The organism is Paramesorhizobium endophyticum (assembly GCF_014640615.1).
GTDB lineage: Bacteria > Pseudomonadota > Alphaproteobacteria > Rhizobiales > Rhizobiaceae > Paramesorhizobium > Paramesorhizobium endophyticum.
On the sequence record NZ_BMHH01000002.1, the window covers coordinates 285938 to 305237 of the forward strand.

Consider the following 19300-nt stretch of genomic DNA (forward strand, 5'->3'; position numbering starts at 1 on the left):
CCCGTTTTATATTGCCGCCTACATGGCGCAGCAACGCACAAAAAACAACACCCGCCGCGGGAGGAGGAGCGGCGGGTGTCGTTTGGGAAAGGCTGGCCGGGAGGAGGAGAGCCAGCCTTCGATCGCTGGAGCCTGGGAGGAGGAGGGCTCTTCGCGATATTCCTGAAACTTTTTAGCGGACGTTCGACTGGCGAGCGACGTGCGGGATATCCGCGCGGGAGATGCCGAGGTCGGAAAGTTCGCGGTTCGAAAGGCGGCTAAGTTCACCGATGGTTTCGCGGTAACGGCGCCAGTTGTTGTAGGAGCGGATCAGGTTCATTTTCGGGCCTCTTGGGTGGTTCGTCGCTGTTTGTTGACCCTGATATAGACGAGAACCCCGGCCAGTTGCAGATGCAAGATTGCATGGCTGACTTGCGCATGTTGCAATGCAACATTAATCGATTTTAATGCCCGTGTCGCACGAATGACAAAATCGCGAAAACACGTGGATTTTAGCCCTTGCCGCTCATGCGTTAGTATAAGGCACTTGTGGCGACGCGAATCGGAGTTGAGCGTGGCATTTCCATTGTTTCTGCCCAGACAGATTGCCCGCTGGCAGGAAAAGGGCCTTATCGACGAAAAGACCGCCGCGGCGCTGCTCGCCGATGTCGAGAGCCAGCGCGGGCGTGGGTTTGGCCTCGGCAATACGCTGGCGGTGCTGGGCGCGCTGCTTCTCGGTGCGGCTATCATCACGCTCATAGCAGCAAATTGGGAGGCGATGCCGCGCCTGTTGCGGGTCGCGCTGATCTTCGTCGCCATATGGGCGGGATATCTGGGCGGCGCCTGGCGGCAGGCCAAGGGTGACAAAATGTTCGCCCCGGCGCTTTATGTCTTCGGCGCGCTGGCATTCGGCGCGGGCGTGGCGCTGGTCGGGCAGATGTATCACCTTGCGGGCGATACGCCCTCGGCGGCGCTGATCTGGACCGGCGGGGTGATGGTATCGGCCTTGCTGCTGCGGTCCCGGGCGCTGGCGATAACAGGCATGGCGGTCGCCATTTTCTATCTCTTCTCCTTTCTGGATAACGGCTTCGTCCCTGACAGAAATTATACGTGGATCGCGCCGCTCCTGGCGGTCTGCGGGCTCGCGCTCGCCTGGTACACGAAGAGCCGCGCCACGGCGCATCTCGTGGCGCTGTTCCTCATCGCCTATTTCGTCATTGCCTATGGCAATCTCGATTCGCACACGCCCATTTGGCTCGCCGTTGTGATCGGCCTTTGCCTGTTCCTGATCGACGGGCTTCGTCCGGATATTTCTGCGCGCCTTGGCGGTGTCGGTCCGGCGCTTGGCGCTTATGGCCTTGCCGGTGCGCTGCTGGCGCTGGAAATGGTGCAGTTCGAGGATTTCGCCAGAAATACCGGTGGACGCGTCACCTTCGGCATCGTCATTCTTGCGATTGCCATCGGCGCCCTCATGCTGTCGGGGCGCCGCAACGCGCTGGTGCGCTGGGTTGCCTATGTCGCGTTCTCGCTGGAGGTGCTCTACCTTGCCTTCATGACCGTCGGCACCCTGGTCGGCACATCGGGCTTCTTCCTTACGGCCGGCATCTTGCTGCTGCTCCTCGCCGTATTCGTGGCGCGGATGGAGCGTCGTCTTCATAAGCCTGCTCTAAAATTGGGCGTATCGCCATGAAAAATAACCGTCATTGGCTGTTCGGCATGGCGGCGCTGGCCGCGCTCTTCCAGTCCGGCATTCTCTATGCGGCGATAGAAAGCCGCGCCGCGATCCTGCGCGATGGCAGGGAAATCGTGCTTCGCACCGAGCCTGTAGACCCGCGTGACCTGATGCGCGGCGAATATGTGCGTCTCGGCTTTGGCATTTCCTCTATCCAGCGCTCGCAAATCAGCGGGACGCCCGACAGCGACAGCCACGCCACCATTTATGTGGCTGTAAAGCTGGGCGCGAACGGCAATTGGCAATTCTCCCGCGCCTCGTTCCAGCCGATTGGTGATCTTGCGCCGGACGAGGTGATGCTCAAGGGGCGCACCCGCTATGCACCGCCCGCACAAGCCGACGCGCTTGTCACCGTCGATTACGGGATCGAGCGCTATTATCTTCCTGAGGGCGAGGGCAGGCGGATAGAAGACGCGCAGCGGGACCAGAATATCGAGGCGGTCGTCGCGGTTTCCGCGGCGGGGGAGGCACAGATAAAGGCGTTGAAAGAGAACGGAAAAGCCCTTTACGAAGAGCCGCTTTACTGATTGTCTTTAAGGATTGCCGGATAAGCTCATTATCTGCCGGAAACCAAGGCATTTTTCCTTTGAACGGTCGAAATTGGGTGATATAGAGACCCGCGCTTTCGGGGCTGTTCGGCCTTGTCTAGCGGTGCGATCTTATACGGGATCATGCTCTAGAAGCGGATGTGGCGAAATTGGTAGACGCACCAGATTTAGGTTCTGGCGGGAGACCGTGGGGGTTCGAGTCCCTCCATCCGCACCAGCGAAAGGCCACGAAGAAACAGTTTCTCTCCCGCCCATCCTGGCAGAATGGCCGGTATCGGCAGGATAAGTACAACGAAGTGAAGGTTTTGACATGCAGGTTACCGAAACGCTCAATGAAGGGCTGAAGCGCGAGATCAAAGTCGTGGTTCCGGCCGGAGATCTCGAGGCGAAGCTTTCCGAGCGCCTCGAAAATGCCAAGGGACGCGTGCGCATCAACGGCTTCCGCCCGGGCAAGGTGCCGGCGGCGCACCTGCGCAAGGTCTATGGCAAATCCTTCATGGCCGAAGTGGTCAACGAGATTCTGAGCGAGACCCCGCGCTCGATTCTCTCCGACCGCAACGAAAAATCGGCGACCCAGCCCGAAGTCGTCATGACCGAGGACGAGAAGGAAGCCGAGAAGGTCCTCGACGGCAAGGCCGATTTCGTTTTCTCGCTGAATTACGAAGTGCTGCCGCAGATCGAGCTCAAGGACTTCTCCGGCATCTCCGTCACGCGCGAAGTCGTCGATGTGACCGATGAAGAGATCGACGAGCAGGTCAAGCGCATCGCCGCCTCCACCGTCTCCTTCGAGACGAAGGAAGGCAAGGCCGAGGATGGCGACCGCGTCACCATGGATTATCTGGGCAAGCTCGACGACGAGCCTTTCGACGGCGGCGCCGATACGGACGCGCAGCTGGTGCTTGGCTCGGGCCAGTTCATCCCCGGATTCGAGGAACAGCTCATCGGCGTCAAGGCTGGCGACGAGAAGCAGATCAAGGTGACCTTTCCCGAAAATTACGGCGCCGCGCATCTGGCCAGCAAGGAAGCCACCTTCGACATCACCGTCAAGGAAGTGGCGAAGCCCGGCGAACTGGAGCTCAATGACGAGACCGCCAAGAAGCTCGGCATCGAGACGATGGAGCGTCTGCGCCAGGTCATCCGCGAGCAGATCGAAGGCCAGTACGGTTCCTTCACCCGCCAGAAGGTGAAGCGCCAGATCCTCGATGCGCTGGACGGCCAGTACCAGTTCGAAGCGCCGCAGAAGCTTGTCGATGCGGAGTTCAACAACATCTGGGCGCAGATCAATAATGATCTGCAGGAAGCCGGCCGTACCTTCGAGGATGAAGAGACGACCGAGGAAGCCGCTCGCGAGGAATATCGCAAGCTGGCCGAGCGCCGCGTGCGCCTTGGCCTCGTGCTCTCCGAGATCGGCGAAAAGGCCGGCTTGGAAGTCACCGAGGACGAGCTGCAGCGCGCCCTGTTCGATCAGGTCCGCCGCTATCCGGGGCAGGAGAAGGAAATCTACGAATTCTTCCGCCGCACCCCCGATGCCGTAGCCAATCTGCGCGCGCCGATCTTCGAGGAAAAGGTCGTCGACCATCTCCTCACGACCATCCAGGTGACCGACAAGAAGGTGACCAAGGAAGAGCTGATGGCTGATGACGAGGCCGAGGGCACGGATGCCAAGCCCGCCAAGAAGGCCGCGCCGAAGAAGAAGGCTGCCGCCAAGAAGAAGGCGGATGAGGATAAGTCTGAAGAGGCTTGATCCTGGGTTTTTGATGAATGATTGCGAAAGGGCCGTGCGAGAGCGCGGCCTTTTTGTTTCCATAATAGGAAATGACGGCGGGACAGCAACCCCCCTCTGCCCTACCGGACATCTCCCCCACAAGGGGGGAGATTGGCCTTCATGGATGAGCGGTGCCAATTGTCAACGTTGCCAAAATCGGGCTGGAGCGTGGTGCCAGCCGATCTCCCCCCTTGTGGGGGAGATGCCCGGCAGGGGAGAGGGGGGTGTCTGGCGCCTCCCTTAAACAGAAATTGCTCTAAACCGGTCCATCGCTACGACAACACTTGCCACAATCAGTGCTTTGCACTAGCGAATAGGGACTTGGAATCCATGAGTGTGACGAAGCAGCATGACCCTTATCGATACGCGTACGCCTGAACCCAAACGTCTCATTTCCGGTGCGACCGGTGAGTGGGAGGTGATCGTCGGCATGGAGGTCCATGCGCAGGTAACGTCGAACTCGAAATTGTTCTCCGGCGCCTCGACCTCCTTCGGCTCGGAGCCCAATTCCAATGTGTCGCTGGTCGATGCGGCGATGCCCGGCATGCTGCCCGTCATCAACATGGAATGCGTCCGGCAGGCCGTGCGCACCGGCCTTGGGCTCAAGGCGCAGATCAATCTGAAGTCGGTTTTCGACCGCAAGAACTATTTTTACCCGGACCTGCCGCAGGGCTACCAGATTTCGCAGTTCAAGCAGCCGATCGTCGGCGAGGGCGTCGTCACGGTGTCGGTCGGGCCGGATTCCAAGGGCCAGTTCGAGGATATCGAAGTCGGCATCGAGCGGCTGCATCTGGAGCAGGATGCGGGCAAGTCGATGCATGACCAGCATCCCACCATGTCCTATGTGGATCTGAATCGCTCGGGTGTGGCGCTGATGGAGATCGTCTCCAAGCCCGACATCCGCTCGTCGGAAGAGGCGAGGGCCTATCTGACCAAGCTGCGCACCATCCTGCGCTATCTCGGCACCTGCGACGGCAATATGGACGAGGGCTCGATGCGCGCCGACGTCAATGTCTCCGTGCGCCGCCCCGGCGAGCCGTTCGGCACGCGCTGCGAGATCAAGAACGTCAACTCCATCCGCTTCGTCGGGCAGGCCATCGAATATGAAGCGCGCCGGCAGATCGCCATTTTGGAAGATGGCGGCGCGATCGATCAGGAAACGCGCCTGTTCGATCCGGTGAAGGGCGAGACGCGCTCCATGCGCTCCAAGGAAGAGGCACATGATTACCGCTACTTCCCCGATCCCGATTTGCTGCCGCTCGAGTTCGACCAGGCTTTTGTCGATAACCTCGCTGCCGAACTGCCGGAACTGCCTGACGACAAGAAGGCCAGGCTGATCCGGGAACAGGGGCTTTCGGCCTATGACGCGTCGATCCTCGTCACCGAGAAGGCCATTGCCGATTATTACGAGGCGGTCGCCAAGGGGCGGGACGGCAAGGCGGCTGCAAACTGGGTGATTAACGATCTCCTCGGTGCGCTCAACAAGGCGGGCAAGGATATCGAGGAATCGCCGGTATCGCCGGATCAGCTCGGCGCCATCATCGACCTCATCAAGGAAGGCACGATTTCCGGTAAGATCGCCAAGGATCTGTTCGAGATCGTCTGGAACGAGGGCGGCGACCCGAAGGCGTTGGTCGAAGCGCGCGGCATGAAGCAGGTCACCGATACCGGCGCTATCGAAAAGGCCGTGGATGAGGTGATTGCGGCCAATCCCGACAAGGTGGAGCAGGCCAAGGCCAAGCCGACGCTTGCGGGCTGGTTCGTCGGACAGGTGATGAAGGCAACCGGCGGCAAGGCCAATCCGCAAGCGGTCAACGACCTCGTAAAGGCCAAGCTGGGTATCGAATAAGGCGCTGATTGAGATGTGGCTAAGGACCGCGACGAAGGACGACATTCCCGCCGTTCGGGAACTTCTGGTCGAGACATGGCATGCGACCTTCGATGACGTCTTCGGCGTCGAGACGGTCAATGCGATCACGAATAAGTGGCATTCGGATGAGGCGCTGAGGAAGCAACTCTCCAAGCCCTATTCGGAATTCATCCTCGCCGATGATGGGTCCGATCTCTACGGCATGGCCTTCGCCAGCCAAGGCGATCAGACCTTCGCCAGCCTGCACCAGCTTTATGTGCGTCCCGATCGCCAGCGGCAGGGGGTTGGCGGCCTTCTGCTGGTCGAGATCGAGAGCGCGTTCCCGAATGTTCGCAAGCTTCGGCTCGAGGTGATCGAGAAGAATACGAACGCGCTGCGCTTCTACGAGGCGAAGGGCTATACCCGCACCGGCAGCGTCGTTGAGAATTGGGGCGAGCCGAACTCCGGAATCACGGTACTGACCATGGAAAAGGCGCTCGCCGACTGGTCACTTTAATTTTCCGCGCTCAGAGTGAAATTAATTTCACCTTGCCTTGGCCATACGATGAGGCCATAAGCGGGGTAGTTCTTTCATCGATCTCTCTGGTTACTGAGAGACAATGGACTTAGGAATGCCATGAAGACCCTTCTGCTTCAGACTTTCACGTGGTGGAACAGCACGACCATCGGCACGCGCCTTCACACATGGCGCAAGGGCCAGCGCGTCGGCGAGGACGAGTTCGGCAATGTCTATTACCAGGGCGGAACCGACTCGGAAGGCCGTACGCGCCGCTGGGTGATCTACAAGGGTTATACCGAGGCCTCCTCAATTCCCGCTGGCTGGCATGGCTGGATTCACCATCGCGTCGATACACCGCCGTCTGAGGAGAATTACAAGCCTTGGGACTGGCAGAAGCCATTCGAGCCCAATCTAACCGGTACGCCCTATGCCTACCGCCCCAAGGGCTCCATCGCCAGCCTGGGCGAGCGTCCGCGCGTGACCGGCGATTACGATGCCTGGACGCCCGGCAGCTGATTTCACGGGAATAATTGGCCGGCGGCCTTGAACAACCACATTCCCCTTGTATGAATGGAAACCGGGGATTGGGAGTTGCTCATATTGTTCATGCGGAAACCGAATTGACAATGCACCGCCATACGACGCGACGTTTCCCTCGGGTTTTCGCAAGGCCGGCCGGAAAACCGTTTTACGCCCTTTCTGGATTTGCCTTGGCCCGCTCCGCAATGGCGCTCAGCATTCTGGCCGCAGCCGCTATTCCTGCGGCCGCCGAGCGCATTGCCAATCCCATCGCCGAGTTCTCCGGCCTTGATAAAATCACCGGGCGCATCACTACTTTCGACGTTTATATGAATGAGACGGTGCAGTTCGGCGCGCTGCAGGTGACGCCGCGCGTCTGCTATTCGCGCACGGATAACGAAGCGCCGAAGACCGACAGCTTCATCGAAGTTGACGAAATCACGCTTAACCGGAAAATCCAGCGCATCTTCTCAGGTTGGGTGTTCAAGGATAGCCCAGGCCTCAACGCCGTCGAGCACCCCGTCTACGATATCTGGCTGAAAGACTGCAAACAGCAGTCGGCAGTTCCCGCGCCGGAGGGGGAATAACCAGGCCCATGTTTTGAGCGGATCGACTGGATGTCATGTAGGTTCACTGCTTCACGCCAGCGTCGCCTCAACGATATCAATTTCATTTGAAATAGAATTCTTAGCGAGTCAATTTCGTGAATCGCCACGGCGTTGCAATCTACCATCAGTTGTGATATTCACTGTCATTATCTTGAGTTGTGCGATAAGGAATTGCAGTATCCATTTTCCCGATTGCTAAAATAGGAAATTTTTAATGACCGCTTACAACCTCTATTGGACCGCAGCATTCACAAATTCCCTGCAGACCAGAGGGTGGTCGCCGCCAAAACCGCTTTTGAACCTTCAGAGCACGACGCCGCCGGCCCTGGCTGCTTTCAACGGCTACGATAATGGCAAGTTGTGGTGCGTCTACATGGACCCTACGACCAATTCTCTCCGGTATGTCTATTTTAACACCGACTGGAAGAACTCCGGACCGATCATCAACGATGCGACGACCGATAGGGTAGGGCTCGCTGTATTTGAGAATAACCTATACTGTGCTTATCGACGCCCTGACAATACCCTGTATACGGTCATGTCCACCGACGGTAATGGCTGGGGGCAAAGCGCGCATGTCGCAAACGCTAGTGGTAATTTGAGTCCGGCTTTCGGTCCGGGTGTGGCCGCACTCGACAACAATAGTCCAAGTACGCTGTGTTGTGCTTACTCGGTAGGAGGGACGACGGGCACATCGATCGCGTCGAACGACGGTGTGCATTGGTCTGGCCCGTATAGCGGATTCGGGGGCGCGCCCTTTTCACCAGGATTGGCTGCATTCAAGGAACAGTTTTGGTTGGTGAATGGCGATATGACATCCGCCGGAAGCGGCGATGGGCTATCCTGGCCGAATGGAATTGCGATAAACTATGCTTCCACCGATGTCTCACCGACACTCGCCTATTCGCCCAGTCTGGACGCGTTGATTTGCGTTTATGGCAGCCAAGGCTCGTACTTTTTTTATTCGATCAACACCACGGGCGATCCGAACAAATGGTCGTCTCCAACAGTTATTCTCGGCCCATCGCGGGCGCCGGGCACGTCCGTGGGGGTCGCCGAGGTGGATGGCGTTATTTACATCGCCTACTGCAACTCCAACTGAGGGTGCGCGAACGGCTATCCATGCATTGATTGATATATTTTGCTCAAGGGAGATTTTTTAATGACCATTACAACCTCTACTGGACCGCTGCGTTCACCGATTCCCTGGATACCAGAGGGTGGAGTCCGCCAATACCACTTTTGAACCTCCAGAGCACGACGCCGCCGGCCCTGGCTGCTTTCAACGGTTACGATAATGGCAAGCTGTGGTGTGTCTACATGGATCCTGCGACCAATTCCCTTCGGTATGCGTACTTTAATTCCGACTGGCAGAAATCGGGACCGGTTACGAACGACGCCTCCACCGACAGGGTAGGGCTTGCTGCGTTTAAGAATGACCTTTATTGCGTTTATCAACGCGCAGATCAGACTTTGTATGCAATCACATCCACCGACGGTAGTACCTGGGGGCAAGCGACACCTATCTCGAATGTCAGCGACTTTACTTATGGAGCGGTTAACGGTCCGGGCTTGGCTGTACTTCGCAACAGCAATACGGATAAGTTGTGTTGTTCTTACGCGGCAGGGGGGTATGCAGTGTCTCTCGTGTCGAATGATGGTGCAAAATGGTCTGGCCCCTCTAGTTTCGGAAGCTCAGATTCTTCATCGACGTTAGCTGTATTTAACGAAAAATTTTGGTCCGTTAATCTCTGGGAGGCTGCTGGTTCTTATAATATCACAAATATTATAAGCAGCGACGGTCTGAATTGGCCAAATTACATCAACAATGACTATATAAACTTCGCATCGACCGATAGCGGATCGGCTTTAGTCTATTCGCCCGTCCTGGATGCGCTGATTTGCGTTTTTGGCGGCGAAGGCTCGCATCTTTTTTACTCGATAAACACCACGAACGATCCGACCAAATGGACATCTCCCACAATTATAAATGGCCCCCAGCGCGCGCCAGGAACTTCCGTTGGGGTCGCCGAGGTGGATGGCGTCATTTATGTCGCTTATTGTAATGCCGCCTGAGGACGCGCGAACGGCTGCGGGTCCACGTCATAATGGAACCGTTCAATTAAACATTCCTGTCACACCGCCATCCCATGCAGATCATAAGCGTCGCTCGCCTCGATTTTCACCGTCACGATATCACCCACCCGTAGCGGCCGGCGCGACTGGATATGCACCGCGCCGTCGATTTCGGGCGCGTCGTAGCGGGTGCGGCCCTTGGCGACAGTGCCGTTCGCCTCGTCGATGATGACGGACAGGCGCTTGCCGACCTTTTTCTTCAAAAGATTGGCGGAAATCTGCTGCTGCTTGGCCATGAACCGATGCCAGCGCGCTTCCTTCACCTCTTCCGGCACCATGTCGAGGCCGAGATCATTCGCCTTCGCGCCCTTCACCGGCTCATATTTGAAGCAGCCGGCGCGGTCGATCTTGGCTTCGTCCAGCCAGTCGAGCAGCATTTCGAAATCCTCCTCCGTCTCGCCGGGAAAGCCGACGATGAAGGTGGAGCGGACGGCGAGGTCCGGGCAGGTCTCGCGCCATTGCTGGATGCGGCGCGAGGTCTTTTCCTGATGCGCCGGACGGCGCATGGATTTCAGCACCGAAGGGGAGGCGTGCTGGAAGGGAATGTCGAGATAGGGCAGGATCTTGCCTTCCGCCATCAGCGGAATGACTTCATCCACATGCGGGTAGGGGTAGACATAATGCATGCGCACCCATGCGCCCATTTCGCCCAGTTCCCGCGCCAGATCGATGAACTTGGCGCGCACCTGCCGGTCCTGCCAGACGCTTTCCTGATATTTGATATCGACGCCATAGGCGCTGGTATCCTGCGAGATGACGAGAATTTCCTTGACGCCCGCCTTCACCAGCCGCTCGGCCTCGCGCAGTACGTCCGCGGCGGGGCGGGAAACCAGATCGCCGCGCAGCGCCGGAATGATGCAGAAGGAGCAGCGATTGGAGCAGCCTTCGGAGATTTTCAAATAAGCGTAATGGCGCGGCGTCAGCTTGACGCCCTGCGGCGGCACCAGATCGACGAATGGATCATTCGTGGGCGGGGCGGCCTCATGCACCGCAGCCATGACGCTCTCATAGGCCTGCGGCCCGGTGATGGCGAGCACATTGGGGTGCTTCTGCCGGATCACTTCGGGCTCTGCGCCGAGACAGCCAGTGACGATGACCTTGCCGTTCTCATTGAGCGCCTGCCCGATGGCCTGGAGCGACTCGTCGCGCGCCGAATCGAGAAAGCCGCATGTGTTGACGATCACCAGATCCGCGCCATCGTGCTTGCGCGAAATCTCATAGCCTTCCGAGCGGAGGCTGGTGATGATGCGTTCGGAATCGACCAGTGCTTTCGGGCAGCCGAGAGAGACGAAGCTGACGCGCGGAGCGTTCATGAACGGGATCCTGATTTCTGAAAACGGCGCGCATTAGCATAAACAGGGCTGTTTCGTAAATGCCTGGGGGCTGCAACAGTTAGAGAGGAGGAGGAATATAGGAGCCGTTGGCGCGGAGCGCCAACATTTGCTTCTAAAGCCTACTCCTCATTCCCACCGAACCCATGCATGTAATTGGCCCATTGCAGCCCGATGGTGGCGCCCTTGAGCGGTTGCAGCAGCAGCAGCGACAGCAGCACCGTCAGCGGTCCCCAGATCGCCATATGCCCCCACAGCGGCAGGGTGAATGCGGTCTCGACGCCCATGAAACCCGCGACCACCAGATGGCCGACGACGAAGATCGTCAGATAAGCGGGAAGGTCGTCGGCGCGCTGGTGGTGATATTCCTCGCCGCAAGCCGCGCAGGCATCCACCGGCTTGACGAAGGCGCGGAACAGCTTGCCTTCGCCGCAATGCGGGCAACGTCCGCAAAAGCCGCGCCACATGGCCTGCATGAGCGGGCGAGGCGTGCGGGCAATAGCCTGAGCGCCGCCGAATATCTGCGGATTATCGATTGACTGGGTCATGAGCGTCCTCTCCGCTTGGGCTTTTTATTGCATGATCTTATCCGAAAAGTCTGCAACTTTTCGGGATCATGCCCGGCGAATACCTGACGGTTTTCCCCGGCGGCCACGCATGGCGCGGCTCGATTTATGGTGCGAGCGCATCGAGGCGGGCATGGGGTGCGGCTCGGAAACCATTTCGAACCGGAGCGCGCCCGCGATGGGAAGCGCCTCGACCAGCCTGATATCGACGATGTCTCCGAGGCGAAACCCCTTGCCGCTGCGTTCACCGACAATGGCGTGGTTCGCCTCATCGTAAAGATAGTACTCATGCCCCAGCGTTGAAATGGGGATGAAGCCATCTGCGCCATATGTCGCAAGCTGGACGAAGAGCCCGGCCTTGGTGACGCCGGAAATCCGGCCCTGAAATTCGTTGCCGACCTGTCCGGCCAGATGATGCGCAATCAGCCGGTCGATAGTGTCGCGCTCCGCGGCCATGGCGCGGCGCTCGGTGGCGGAAATGAGCGCTGCAATCTCGTCGAGATGCGCTTCCTCGTCCGTGGTCAGGCCGCCGGGGCCGAGGTCGAGCGCCCGGATCAGCGCACGGTGGACGATGAGGTCCGCATAGCGGCGAATCGGCGAGGTGAAATGCGCATAGCGCATGAGGTTCAAGCCGAAATGGCCGATATTGTCAGGGTTATACTCGGCTTGCGACTGAGAGCGCAGCACCACCTGATTGACCAGCTCTTCATTCGCGCTGCCCTCGACGCGCTTCAGAATCTGGTTGAACTGGCCGGGCTTCAATTGCGCGCCCTTGGCAAGGCTCATGTCGAGCGTGCGCAGGAACTCGCGCAAACTTTCCTGCTTGGCCATCGAGGGCGCGTCGTGGATGCGGTAGATCAGCTTCTGCCGCTGCTTTTCCAGCGTTTCGGCTGCGGCGACATTGGCCTGGATCATGAACTCTTCGATGAGCTTGTGCGCATCGAGCCGGGGCGGGATGATGACCTTGTCCACCTTGCCCTCGGGGGTCAGGAGGATTTTCTTCTCCGGCAGGTCGAGCTCCAGCGGCTCGCGCGCATCGCGCCCGCGTTTGAGGGCCGCATAGGCGTCCCAGAGCGGCTTCAGCACCGTATCCGATATCGGGCCGGTCTTCTCATCCGGCGCGCCGTCCATGGCCGCCTGTGCCTGTGTGTAGGCTAGGCGGGCGGCGGAGCGCATCATGATCCGGTGGAAGCCATGCGAACGCTTGCGGCCATCGGCGGTGAAGACCATGCGGACAGCGAGGGCAGGGCGGTCCACGCCCTCTTTCAGCGAGCAGAGATCGTTGGAGATCCGCTCCGGCAGCATCGGCACCACCCGGTCGGGGAAATAGACCGAATTGCCGCGCTTCAGCGCCTCGCGATCGAGCGCCGAACCCGGCTGCACATAGGCCGCGACATCGGCAATCGCCACCGTGACGACATGGCCGCCGGGATTGGCGGGGTCGGGGTCCGGCTCGGCGAACACCGCGTCGTCATGATCCTTGGCATCGGCGGGATCGATGGTGACGAGGGGCAAGGCGCGCCAGTCCTCGCGATAATCCATCGTCGCAGGTCTGGCCTCCTCCGCCTCCTTGAGCACCGCTTGCGGAAACACATGCGGTATCTCATGGGCGTGGATGGCGATCATCGACAGCGCCTTTTCGCTATCGACCGAGCCGACAACTGCACGCACCTGGGCCGAGGGCGAGCCGTACCGTCCGGTACGGCTGATATCCACCTCGACCAGGTCGCCGGGTTTTGCGCCGTTCAGCCCATTGGCGTCGACGATCAATTCCGGCTGGCGGCGGTCCACCGGCTCGAGACGCCATTCGCCGTCGCGAATCTGGCGTAGCACGCCCAGCGCGGCGGCGCGGCGATGCTCAAGCCGCTTGATGATGCGGGCGGTGTAGGCGGGGCCCGTCCGCTCGGTGGTCGGAAATGTCTTGGCCAGAACGCGGTCGCCCACGCCGGGAGCAGGGCCCTTGTCGCCCCGCGAAAGCCGGATCAGCACTTGCGGCGCGGTGTCTTCCGGGCCTGTCCACTCCGCCGGCCTGGCGATCAGGCCGCCATCCTTGTCGCGCGCCGTAATGTCGAGCACGGCGACATGCGGCAAGGCGCCCTTGGCCGTCAGACGCTTGGCGCGCTTCTCGATGAGCCCTTCGTCGGCGAGGTCGCGCAGCAGGTCCTTGAGGTAAACCCGCGCATCGCCTTTCAGGTTGAAGGCCTTGGCGATATCGCGCTTGCCCGCCTTGTCAGGGTTTTCATTGATGAAGGTCAGGATGTCCTCGCGCGTGGGAAGATGCGCGGGGTTTGCTGCCCGCTCCGGTTTTGAAGGTTTTGAAATCCGCCGCGCCAAGTCGCCTACAACCTTTCCTTCTTTATATGGAGTGCCAGTGACACCCCCCTGTGTCCTGCCGGACATCTCCCCCACAAGGGGGGAGATTGGATGTGGGTTCCGCTTTCGCCGATAGTCAGCGTTACAGGTTCAGGAGCCGTCCCAAATGAAGGCCATTCTCCCCCCTTGTGGGGGAGATGCCCGGCAGGGCAGAGGGGGGTGATTGGCTGGACGGGGCGCTGATTCATTAAAAGAGGGTCGTTCTTACTCGGCTTTTGCTGTTTTCTTCGCTGTCTTCGGGGCAGTGGCCTTGCGGGCAGGGGCCTTTGCCGCCGTCTTGGCCTTGGGCGCGGCTTTGGCCCGGGCTGGCTTCTTGGCCGAAGCGCCGCCCTTCTCCGCAATCAGCACCAACGCTTCTTCCAGCGTTACGGTTGCAGGGTCCTTGCCCTTCGGCAGGGTGGCATTGACCTTGCCCCAGTTGACATAAGGCCCGTAGCGTCCGTCGCGGACGGTGATCGCCCCGCCATCGGGGTGGTCGCCCAGCGTCGCCAGCGCGGCAGGCGTGGAGCGGCCGCGTCCTCCGCCTTTCGCCTGCTTGTCGGCGAGCACGGTGACGGCGCGGTTGATGCCGATGGAGAACACTTCCTCGATGTTCTCGACGTTAGCGTAAGTGCCGTCATGCGTCACGTAAGGCCCATAGCGCCCGATGCCGGCGGAGATCATCTTGCCGGTTTCGGGATGCTGGCCGATGTCGCGCGGCAGCGACAGCAGCGCCACGGCCTTCTCATGGTCTATCGTGTCCATGGTCCAGCCTTTCGGCAGGCTAGCGCGCTTGGCGTCCTTGCCTTCGCCGCGCTGGAGGTAGGGACCGAACCGGCCAGTGCGGGCGGTGATCTCCTCGCCCGTAGAAGGGTCGTTCCCCAGCGATTTCGGCTCGTCGCCGCCCATGGCCCCGGCGTCGCCATTGGCCTCGCCGCCGAGCTGGCGGGTGAATTTGCACTCCGGATAGTTCGAGCAGCCGACAAAGGCGCCGAACTTGCCGAGCTTCAGGGACAAGGTGCCCGTGCCGCAAGTGGGGCAGCTGCGCGGATTGCCGCCATCCTCGCGCGCGGGGAAGACGAGGGGGCTGAGTTCCTCGTTCAGCGCATCCAGCACCTCGGTGACGCGCAATTCCTTGGTGTTGCCGACGGCGGCGGAAAAATTCGTCCAGAAATCGCGCAGCACGTCCTTCCAGCGGAGCTTTCCGTCGGAGATGAGGTCGAGCTTTTCCTCCAGGTCCGCCGTGAAATCATATTCCACATAGCGCTCGAAGAAGCTTTCGAGGAAGGCCGTTACCAGCCGGCCCTTGGCTTCCGGAATGAGCTTGCGCTTGTCGATGGTCACATATTCGCGGTCGCGCAGGGTGCTGATCGTCGCCGCATAGGTGGAGGGCCGGCCGATGCCGATCTCTTCCATCTTTTTAACGAGGGTCGCCTCGGAATAGCGCGGCGGCGGCTCGGTCGAATGCTGCGTGGCGTTGATGGTCTCGCGCGCCAGCGCTTCGTCCGCGCGGATCTCCGGCAGGCGGCCGCCGTCCTCGTCGTCTTCCTCTTCCTCGCGATGCTCGGTATAGGCGGCGATGAAGCCGTCGAAGCGGATGACGGAGCCGGTGGCGCGAAGCTGCGCCATCTCGCCGCCATTCGCCGCCTCGATCTCCACCGTCGTGCGCTCGATATCGGCGGACTGCATCTGGCTGGCGATGGCGCGCTTCCAGATCAGCTCATAGAGCTTCGCCTGGTCGTCGTCGAGATAGCGGCGCATCTCCTTCGGATGGCGGGCGAAGTCGGTCGGGCGGATCGCTTCGTGCGCTTCCTGCGCGTTCTTGGCCTTGGTCGAATAATAGCGCGGCTTCTCCGGCACATATTTTTCGCCGAAGCCGCTGCCTATGGCGCGCCGCGCTGCCTGGATGGCGTCCGGGTCCATCTGCACGCCGTCTGTACGCATATAGGTGATGAGACCGGCCGTCTCACCGCCGATATCGATGCCCTCATAGAGCCGCTGGGCGATCTTCATCGTGCGGTCGGAGGAGAAGCCGAGCTTGGCGGAAGCCGCCTGCTGCAGTGTCGATGTGGTGAAGGGAGGGCCGGGATTGCGCTTCGTCGGCTTCGCCTCGACGGACAAGGCCCGGAATGTCGCGCCGTTCAGCATCGCCTTGATGGCATTGGCCTGTTCGGCATTCTTGATATCGAGCTTGCCGAGCTTCTTGCCGTTGAAGACGGTGAGGCGCGCCTCGAACGAATCATCGCGCGGCGTCTTCAGGATTGCGGCGATGTTCCAGTATTCCTCGCGGATGAAGCACTCGATCTCCTCCTCGCGCTCGCAGATGATGCGCAGCGCCACCGACTGGACCCGGCCCGCCGAACGCGCGCCGGGCAGCTTGCGCCAGAGCACGGGCGAAAGGTTGAAGCCGACGAGATAATCGAGGGCGCGGCGGGCGAGATAGGCATCCACCAACGGCATGTCTATCTCGCGGGGGCTGGCCATCGCGTCGAGCACGGATTTCTTGGTGATGGCGTTGAAGGCCACGCGCTTGACCGATTTCGAGCCAAGTGCCTTCTTCTGCCGCAGCACCTCGAGGATATGCCAGGAAATTGCTTCTCCCTCGCGATCCGGGTCAGTTGCGAGAATCAGGCCGTCGCTCTCCTTCACCGCCTTGGCGATATCGTTCAAGCGCTTGGCGGCGGGGCCGTCAACCTCCCAGGACATGGCGAAGTCTTCGTCCGGGCGCACGGAGCCATCCTTGGCAGGCAGGTCGCGGACATGGCCGAACGAGGCCAGGACCGTATAGCCGGAACCCAGATATTTATTGATTGTTTTGGCCTTGGCAGGCGATTCCACGACGACGACGTTCATAAATTGTCTCTAAACTGGCCCCGCCTCTACACAAATTCGCCGGGCGAGGTAAAATTCGCTTTCCCAAATGAACAGCCCCATCCGTTTGGTCAAGGGCTGGGTGATAATTTTCCATCGATTGCAATCACTGGTTGCTTCATATTATTTTAAAATCGGCGATAGTATTAACATGAAATGATCTATTGATAAACCATACGCATTCGACCCGATTATTAGCATATCGAAATCCATCCTTTGTCGATCAAAAATTTTCAGGTCCATCATGAACAACCAAACTGTAGCACGTACTGAAACCCTTTCTTATATCCACCAGCTGCTCGAAGAACTGCACGGAATGGCGCACAACGCCAATTTCCCGATGCTGGCCTATTTTATCGGCATGGCTGTCATCGAGAGCGAGGAGGCTCTGTGGCGCGAGCAGCAGGAGTCAGGCGGGGAGGAGAGAGACTGACCCGCCGGAATGACGGCTGAGGCGTCCTGCCAGATCGAGTTCGAGCAGGACGAGGAACACCTGTGACGGATGCAGGCGGGTGTGGCGGATCAGATCGTCCACATCCGTCGGCGTCGGACTCAGGGCCTCGATCAGGCGCTCCCGCTCGTCGTCGGTGAGAAGCGGCAAGGGCCCGTTCGGCGCCTCATCGAGCCGTTCGCCTGGGTCGCGCAGCGGCAATTCGCCCTGTACCGGCTCCTTGCCGATGAGCGGCGTCAGCGCGTCGATAACATCATTGGCATCGGTCACGAGAATGGCTCCGTTCTTGATCAGCTTGTTCGTGCCCGCCGAGCGCGGGTCGAGCGGCGAGCCGGGGACGGCGAAGAGCAGCCGCCCCATTTCACCCGCCAGCCGGGCGCTGATGAGCGAGCCGGAGCGGTCGGCGGCTTCGATGACGACGAGGCCCAGCGAAATGCCGGCGATGATGCGGTTGCGTCGGGGAAAGTCGCGGGCACGCGGCTCCCATCCCATGGGCATTTCGGTGACGAGCGCGCCGTTCCCGGCAGGAATGGTCTTGTAGAGATGCATGTTCTCGGGCGGGTAGGGCTTGTCGAGCCCGCCCGCGAGCACGGCGATGGTGCCGGTTTCGAGGCTCGCTTCATGGGCGGCGGCATCGATGCCGCGCGCCAGACCCGACACGATGGCGAAACCCACCGCGCCCAGTTCCTGCACCAGCCGCTGGGTGAACCGGTTGCCCGCGAGCGAGGAGTTGCGCGCGCCGACGATCGCGACAGGTGGTGCGCCGAATACGCGCGTATCGCCCTTGACGATTAGCATAGGCGGAGAGGCCTCGTAATGGCGCAGATAGGGCGGATATTCCGGCTCGCCCATGCCGATGAGCTGCGCGCCCATGCGTTCGATCTGCTCCAGTTCCCGCTCGGCTTCCTCCATGGTCACGACGCGAATGGGCTTCTTGCCGCCGCCGCGATACATGAGCTCGGGCAGCATCTCCAGCGCATCGCTGGCGGAGCCGAAATGGGAGATGAGATCGCGGAAAGTAACGGGGCCGACATTTTCGCTGCGGATCAGGCGCAGCCAGTTGAGCCGCTGCCGGCGGGAGAGGCGAATGCCGTGAGCAGGATGCGAATGAGTCGAAGCGGGCATCCTGCTCGAGATCCTTATTTACCGGCATGATCTCGCCCGAAAAGTCTGCAACTTTTTGCTGTCGCTGACCTTCGGTTCGGGATGATGCTTCGATGAATTTGCCTGACGGGTCATCTCTTGGCCCCGATCTTTCCCTCGGTGCCGTTGAGTAGGCGGGAGATATTGGCCCGGTGCTTGATGAAGATGATGACGCTCATGAGCGCGAGGAGCAGCGCGGTATCACGCAGGCCCATGAAATAGAGCGTAATGGGCACAACCACCGCAGCCACGAGGGCGGAGAGCGAAGAATAACGGGTGAGAAAAGCCACGATAAGCCAGACCGCAGCAAAGATCAGCGCGCCCTTCCAGGTAAGGCCGATCAGCACGCCCAGATAGGTTGCAACGCCTTTGCCGCCCTTGAAGCCCAGCCACACTGGGAAAATATGGCCGAGAAACGCGCCGAAACCGGCTGCAAGCGCCGCTTCCAGCCCCCAGTGCCACGCGATCAGCACAGCGACCGTGCCTTTCAGCGCGTCGAGGATGAGAGTCGCAGCGGCAAGCTTCCTGTTGCCCGTCCGTAGCACATTCGTTGCGCCGATATTGCCCGAGCCGATGGAGCGCACATCGCCCAGCCCGGCAAGCCGGGTCAGAATCAGGCCGAAGGGAATCGACCCAAGCAGATAGCCGAAGAGGAGGGCTGCCAGCAGAACAAGAAGATCTGCCTGAATCATGATCGAATCGGGCATACGCCGTTCTCCGGGCTGTGGAAGCGAAATGTTGGGGGCATCGGCGGGACAATACCCCCCTTTGTCCCGCCGGACATCTCCCCCTTCTCCCTCGTCATCCTCGGGCTTGACCCGAGGATCCACGCCACGGAGGCGGAGATGGTATTGTCATTCACAACAGGATCAGAAACTGCCGAACGAGATACTGTTCTTGCTTTCTGGAACGCGTCGTAAGGGTGGAAAA

General features: G+C 60.1%; 17 protein-coding genes and 1 tRNA gene. 11 read left to right on the forward strand and 7 right to left on the reverse strand.

The annotated features are described in order from the left end of the window. Positions 1-172: 172 nt before the first annotated feature. Positions 173-319: a DUF1127 domain-containing protein gene (locus tag IEX53_RS03865; protein ID WP_188821611.1), complete on the reverse strand. Its 147-nt coding sequence runs from the start codon at positions 317-319 to the stop codon at positions 173-175. Positions 320-553: 234 nt separating this feature from the next. Between IEX53_RS03865 and IEX53_RS03870 the strand changes: the two genes are divergently transcribed. From IEX53_RS03870 to IEX53_RS03915, 10 genes are all read left to right on the forward strand, one after another. Then, positions 554-1669, forward strand: coding sequence for a DUF2157 domain-containing protein (locus tag IEX53_RS03870; protein ID WP_188821613.1), 1116 nt, complete (start codon positions 554-556; stop codon positions 1667-1669). Further along, the gene (locus tag IEX53_RS03875) at positions 1666-2238 is read left to right on the forward strand and encodes a GDYXXLXY domain-containing protein (protein ID WP_188821614.1); all 573 of its coding nucleotides are present in this window, start codon (positions 1666-1668) and stop codon (positions 2236-2238) included. The genes IEX53_RS03870 and IEX53_RS03875 overlap by 4 nt, the downstream gene beginning before the upstream one ends. A 155-nt stretch (positions 2239-2393) precedes the next feature. Beyond that, positions 2394-2476, forward strand: a tRNA-Leu gene (locus IEX53_RS03880). A 93-nt stretch (positions 2477-2569) separates the two neighbouring features. Continuing rightward, positions 2570-4003 carry a trigger factor gene (gene tig, locus IEX53_RS03885; RefSeq protein ID WP_188821616.1) on the forward strand — a complete coding sequence of 478 codons (1434 nt, stop codon included), beginning with the start codon at positions 2570-2572 and terminating at the stop codon, positions 4001-4003. A 370-nt stretch (positions 4004-4373) separates the two neighbouring features. Further along, positions 4374-5873, forward strand: a complete 1500-nt coding sequence (gatB, locus tag IEX53_RS03890; RefSeq protein ID WP_188821618.1) for an Asp-tRNA(Asn)/Glu-tRNA(Gln) amidotransferase subunit GatB — start codon at positions 4374-4376, stop codon at positions 5871-5873. A 13-nt stretch (positions 5874-5886) separates the two neighbouring features. Next, complete coding sequence (locus IEX53_RS03895) at positions 5887-6390, forward strand: GNAT family N-acetyltransferase (protein WP_188821620.1); 504 nt, start codon at positions 5887-5889, stop codon at positions 6388-6390. A gap of 120 nt (positions 6391-6510) precedes the next feature. Further along, a complete protein-coding gene (locus IEX53_RS03900; protein WP_188821622.1) occupies positions 6511-6909 on the forward strand; it encodes an NADH:ubiquinone oxidoreductase subunit NDUFA12 in 399 nt (132 codons plus the stop codon). Positions 6910-7103: 194 nt separating this feature from the next. Next, the gene (locus tag IEX53_RS03905; protein ID WP_373288548.1) at positions 7104-7499 is read left to right on the forward strand and encodes a DUF2155 domain-containing protein; all 396 of its coding nucleotides are present in this window, start codon (positions 7104-7106) and stop codon (positions 7497-7499) included. A 235-nt stretch (positions 7500-7734) separates the two neighbouring features. After that, entirely contained in the window at positions 7735-8622 is an 888-nt protein-coding gene (locus IEX53_RS03910; RefSeq protein ID WP_188821624.1) for a hypothetical protein, read from the forward strand. 218 nt (positions 8623-8840) lie between these two features. After that, a complete protein-coding gene (locus IEX53_RS03915; protein WP_188821626.1) occupies positions 8841-9596 on the forward strand; it encodes a hypothetical protein in 756 nt (251 codons plus the stop codon). A 59-nt stretch (positions 9597-9655) separates the two neighbouring features. Here IEX53_RS03915 and rimO read toward each other — a convergent pair whose 3' ends face one another. The 4 genes from rimO to topA form a co-directional block, all read right to left on the reverse strand. Next, complete coding sequence (rimO, locus tag IEX53_RS03920; RefSeq protein WP_188821627.1) at positions 9656-10969, reverse strand: 30S ribosomal protein S12 methylthiotransferase RimO; 1314 nt, start codon at positions 10967-10969, stop codon at positions 9656-9658. Between the two features lie 140 nt (positions 10970-11109). Further along, positions 11110-11535: a DUF983 domain-containing protein gene (locus IEX53_RS03925; RefSeq protein ID WP_188821629.1), complete on the reverse strand. Its 426-nt coding sequence runs from the start codon at positions 11533-11535 to the stop codon at positions 11110-11112. Positions 11536-11601: 66 nt separating this feature from the next. Continuing rightward, complete coding sequence (rnr, locus tag IEX53_RS03930; protein ID WP_236016015.1) at positions 11602-13887, reverse strand: ribonuclease R; 2286 nt, start codon at positions 13885-13887, stop codon at positions 11602-11604. Between the two features lie 243 nt (positions 13888-14130). Then, positions 14131-16758, reverse strand: coding sequence for a type I DNA topoisomerase (topA, locus tag IEX53_RS03935; RefSeq protein WP_188821633.1), 2628 nt, complete (start codon positions 16756-16758; stop codon positions 14131-14133). 262 nt (positions 16759-17020) lie between these two features. Here topA and IEX53_RS03940 point away from each other — a divergent pair, with 262 nt between their 5' ends. Next, positions 17021-17209, forward strand: coding sequence for a hypothetical protein (locus tag IEX53_RS03940; protein ID WP_188821635.1), 189 nt, complete (start codon positions 17021-17023; stop codon positions 17207-17209). On the opposite strand, the gene dprA is transcribed toward IEX53_RS03940, so the two are convergent. Then, a complete protein-coding gene (dprA, locus tag IEX53_RS03945) occupies positions 17186-18352 on the reverse strand; it encodes a DNA-processing protein DprA (RefSeq protein WP_188821636.1) in 1167 nt (388 codons plus the stop codon). The two genes, IEX53_RS03940 and dprA, sit on opposite strands and share 24 nt — an antisense overlap. 110 nt (positions 18353-18462) lie before the next feature. After that, positions 18463-19077, reverse strand: coding sequence for a glycerol-3-phosphate 1-O-acyltransferase PlsY (plsY, locus tag IEX53_RS03950; RefSeq protein ID WP_188821638.1), 615 nt, complete (start codon positions 19075-19077; stop codon positions 18463-18465). Between the last annotated feature and the right edge of the window lie 223 nt (positions 19078-19300).

What these genes read in the sequence shown, in the direction of transcription:
- IEX53_RS03865 (WP_188821611.1), bottom strand. Translation starts at nt 319, where the DNA reads ATGAACCTGATCCGCTCCTACAACAACTGGCGCCGTTACCGCGAAACC.
- IEX53_RS03875 (WP_188821614.1), top strand. Translation starts at nt 1,666, where the DNA reads ATGAAAAATAACCGTCATTGGCTGTTCGGCATGGCGGCGCTGGCCGCG.
- tig (WP_188821616.1), top strand. Translation starts at nt 2,570, where the DNA reads ATGCAGGTTACCGAAACGCTCAATGAAGGGCTGAAGCGCGAGATCAAA.
- gatB (WP_188821618.1), top strand. Translation starts at nt 4,374, where the DNA reads ATGACCCTTATCGATACGCGTACGCCTGAACCCAAACGTCTCATTTCC.
- IEX53_RS03895 (WP_188821620.1), top strand. Translation starts at nt 5,887, where the DNA reads ATGTGGCTAAGGACCGCGACGAAGGACGACATTCCCGCCGTTCGGGAA.
- IEX53_RS03900 (WP_188821622.1), top strand. Translation starts at nt 6,511, where the DNA reads ATGAAGACCCTTCTGCTTCAGACTTTCACGTGGTGGAACAGCACGACC.
- IEX53_RS03910 (WP_188821624.1), top strand. Translation starts at nt 7,735, where the DNA reads ATGACCGCTTACAACCTCTATTGGACCGCAGCATTCACAAATTCCCTG.
- IEX53_RS03915 (WP_188821626.1), top strand. Translation starts at nt 8,841, where the DNA reads ATGGATCCTGCGACCAATTCCCTTCGGTATGCGTACTTTAATTCCGAC.
- rimO (WP_188821627.1), bottom strand. Translation starts at nt 10,969, where the DNA reads ATGAACGCTCCGCGCGTCAGCTTCGTCTCTCTCGGCTGCCCGAAAGCA.
- IEX53_RS03925 (WP_188821629.1), bottom strand. Translation starts at nt 11,535, where the DNA reads ATGACCCAGTCAATCGATAATCCGCAGATATTCGGCGGCGCTCAGGCT.
- topA (WP_188821633.1), bottom strand. Translation starts at nt 16,758, where the DNA reads ATGAACGTCGTCGTCGTGGAATCGCCTGCCAAGGCCAAAACAATCAAT.
- IEX53_RS03940 (WP_188821635.1), top strand. Translation starts at nt 17,021, where the DNA reads ATGAACAACCAAACTGTAGCACGTACTGAAACCCTTTCTTATATCCAC.
- dprA (WP_188821636.1), bottom strand. Translation starts at nt 18,352, where the DNA reads ATGCCCGCTTCGACTCATTCGCATCCTGCTCACGGCATTCGCCTCTCC.
- plsY (WP_188821638.1), bottom strand. Translation starts at nt 19,077, where the DNA reads ATGCCCGATTCGATCATGATTCAGGCAGATCTTCTTGTTCTGCTGGCA.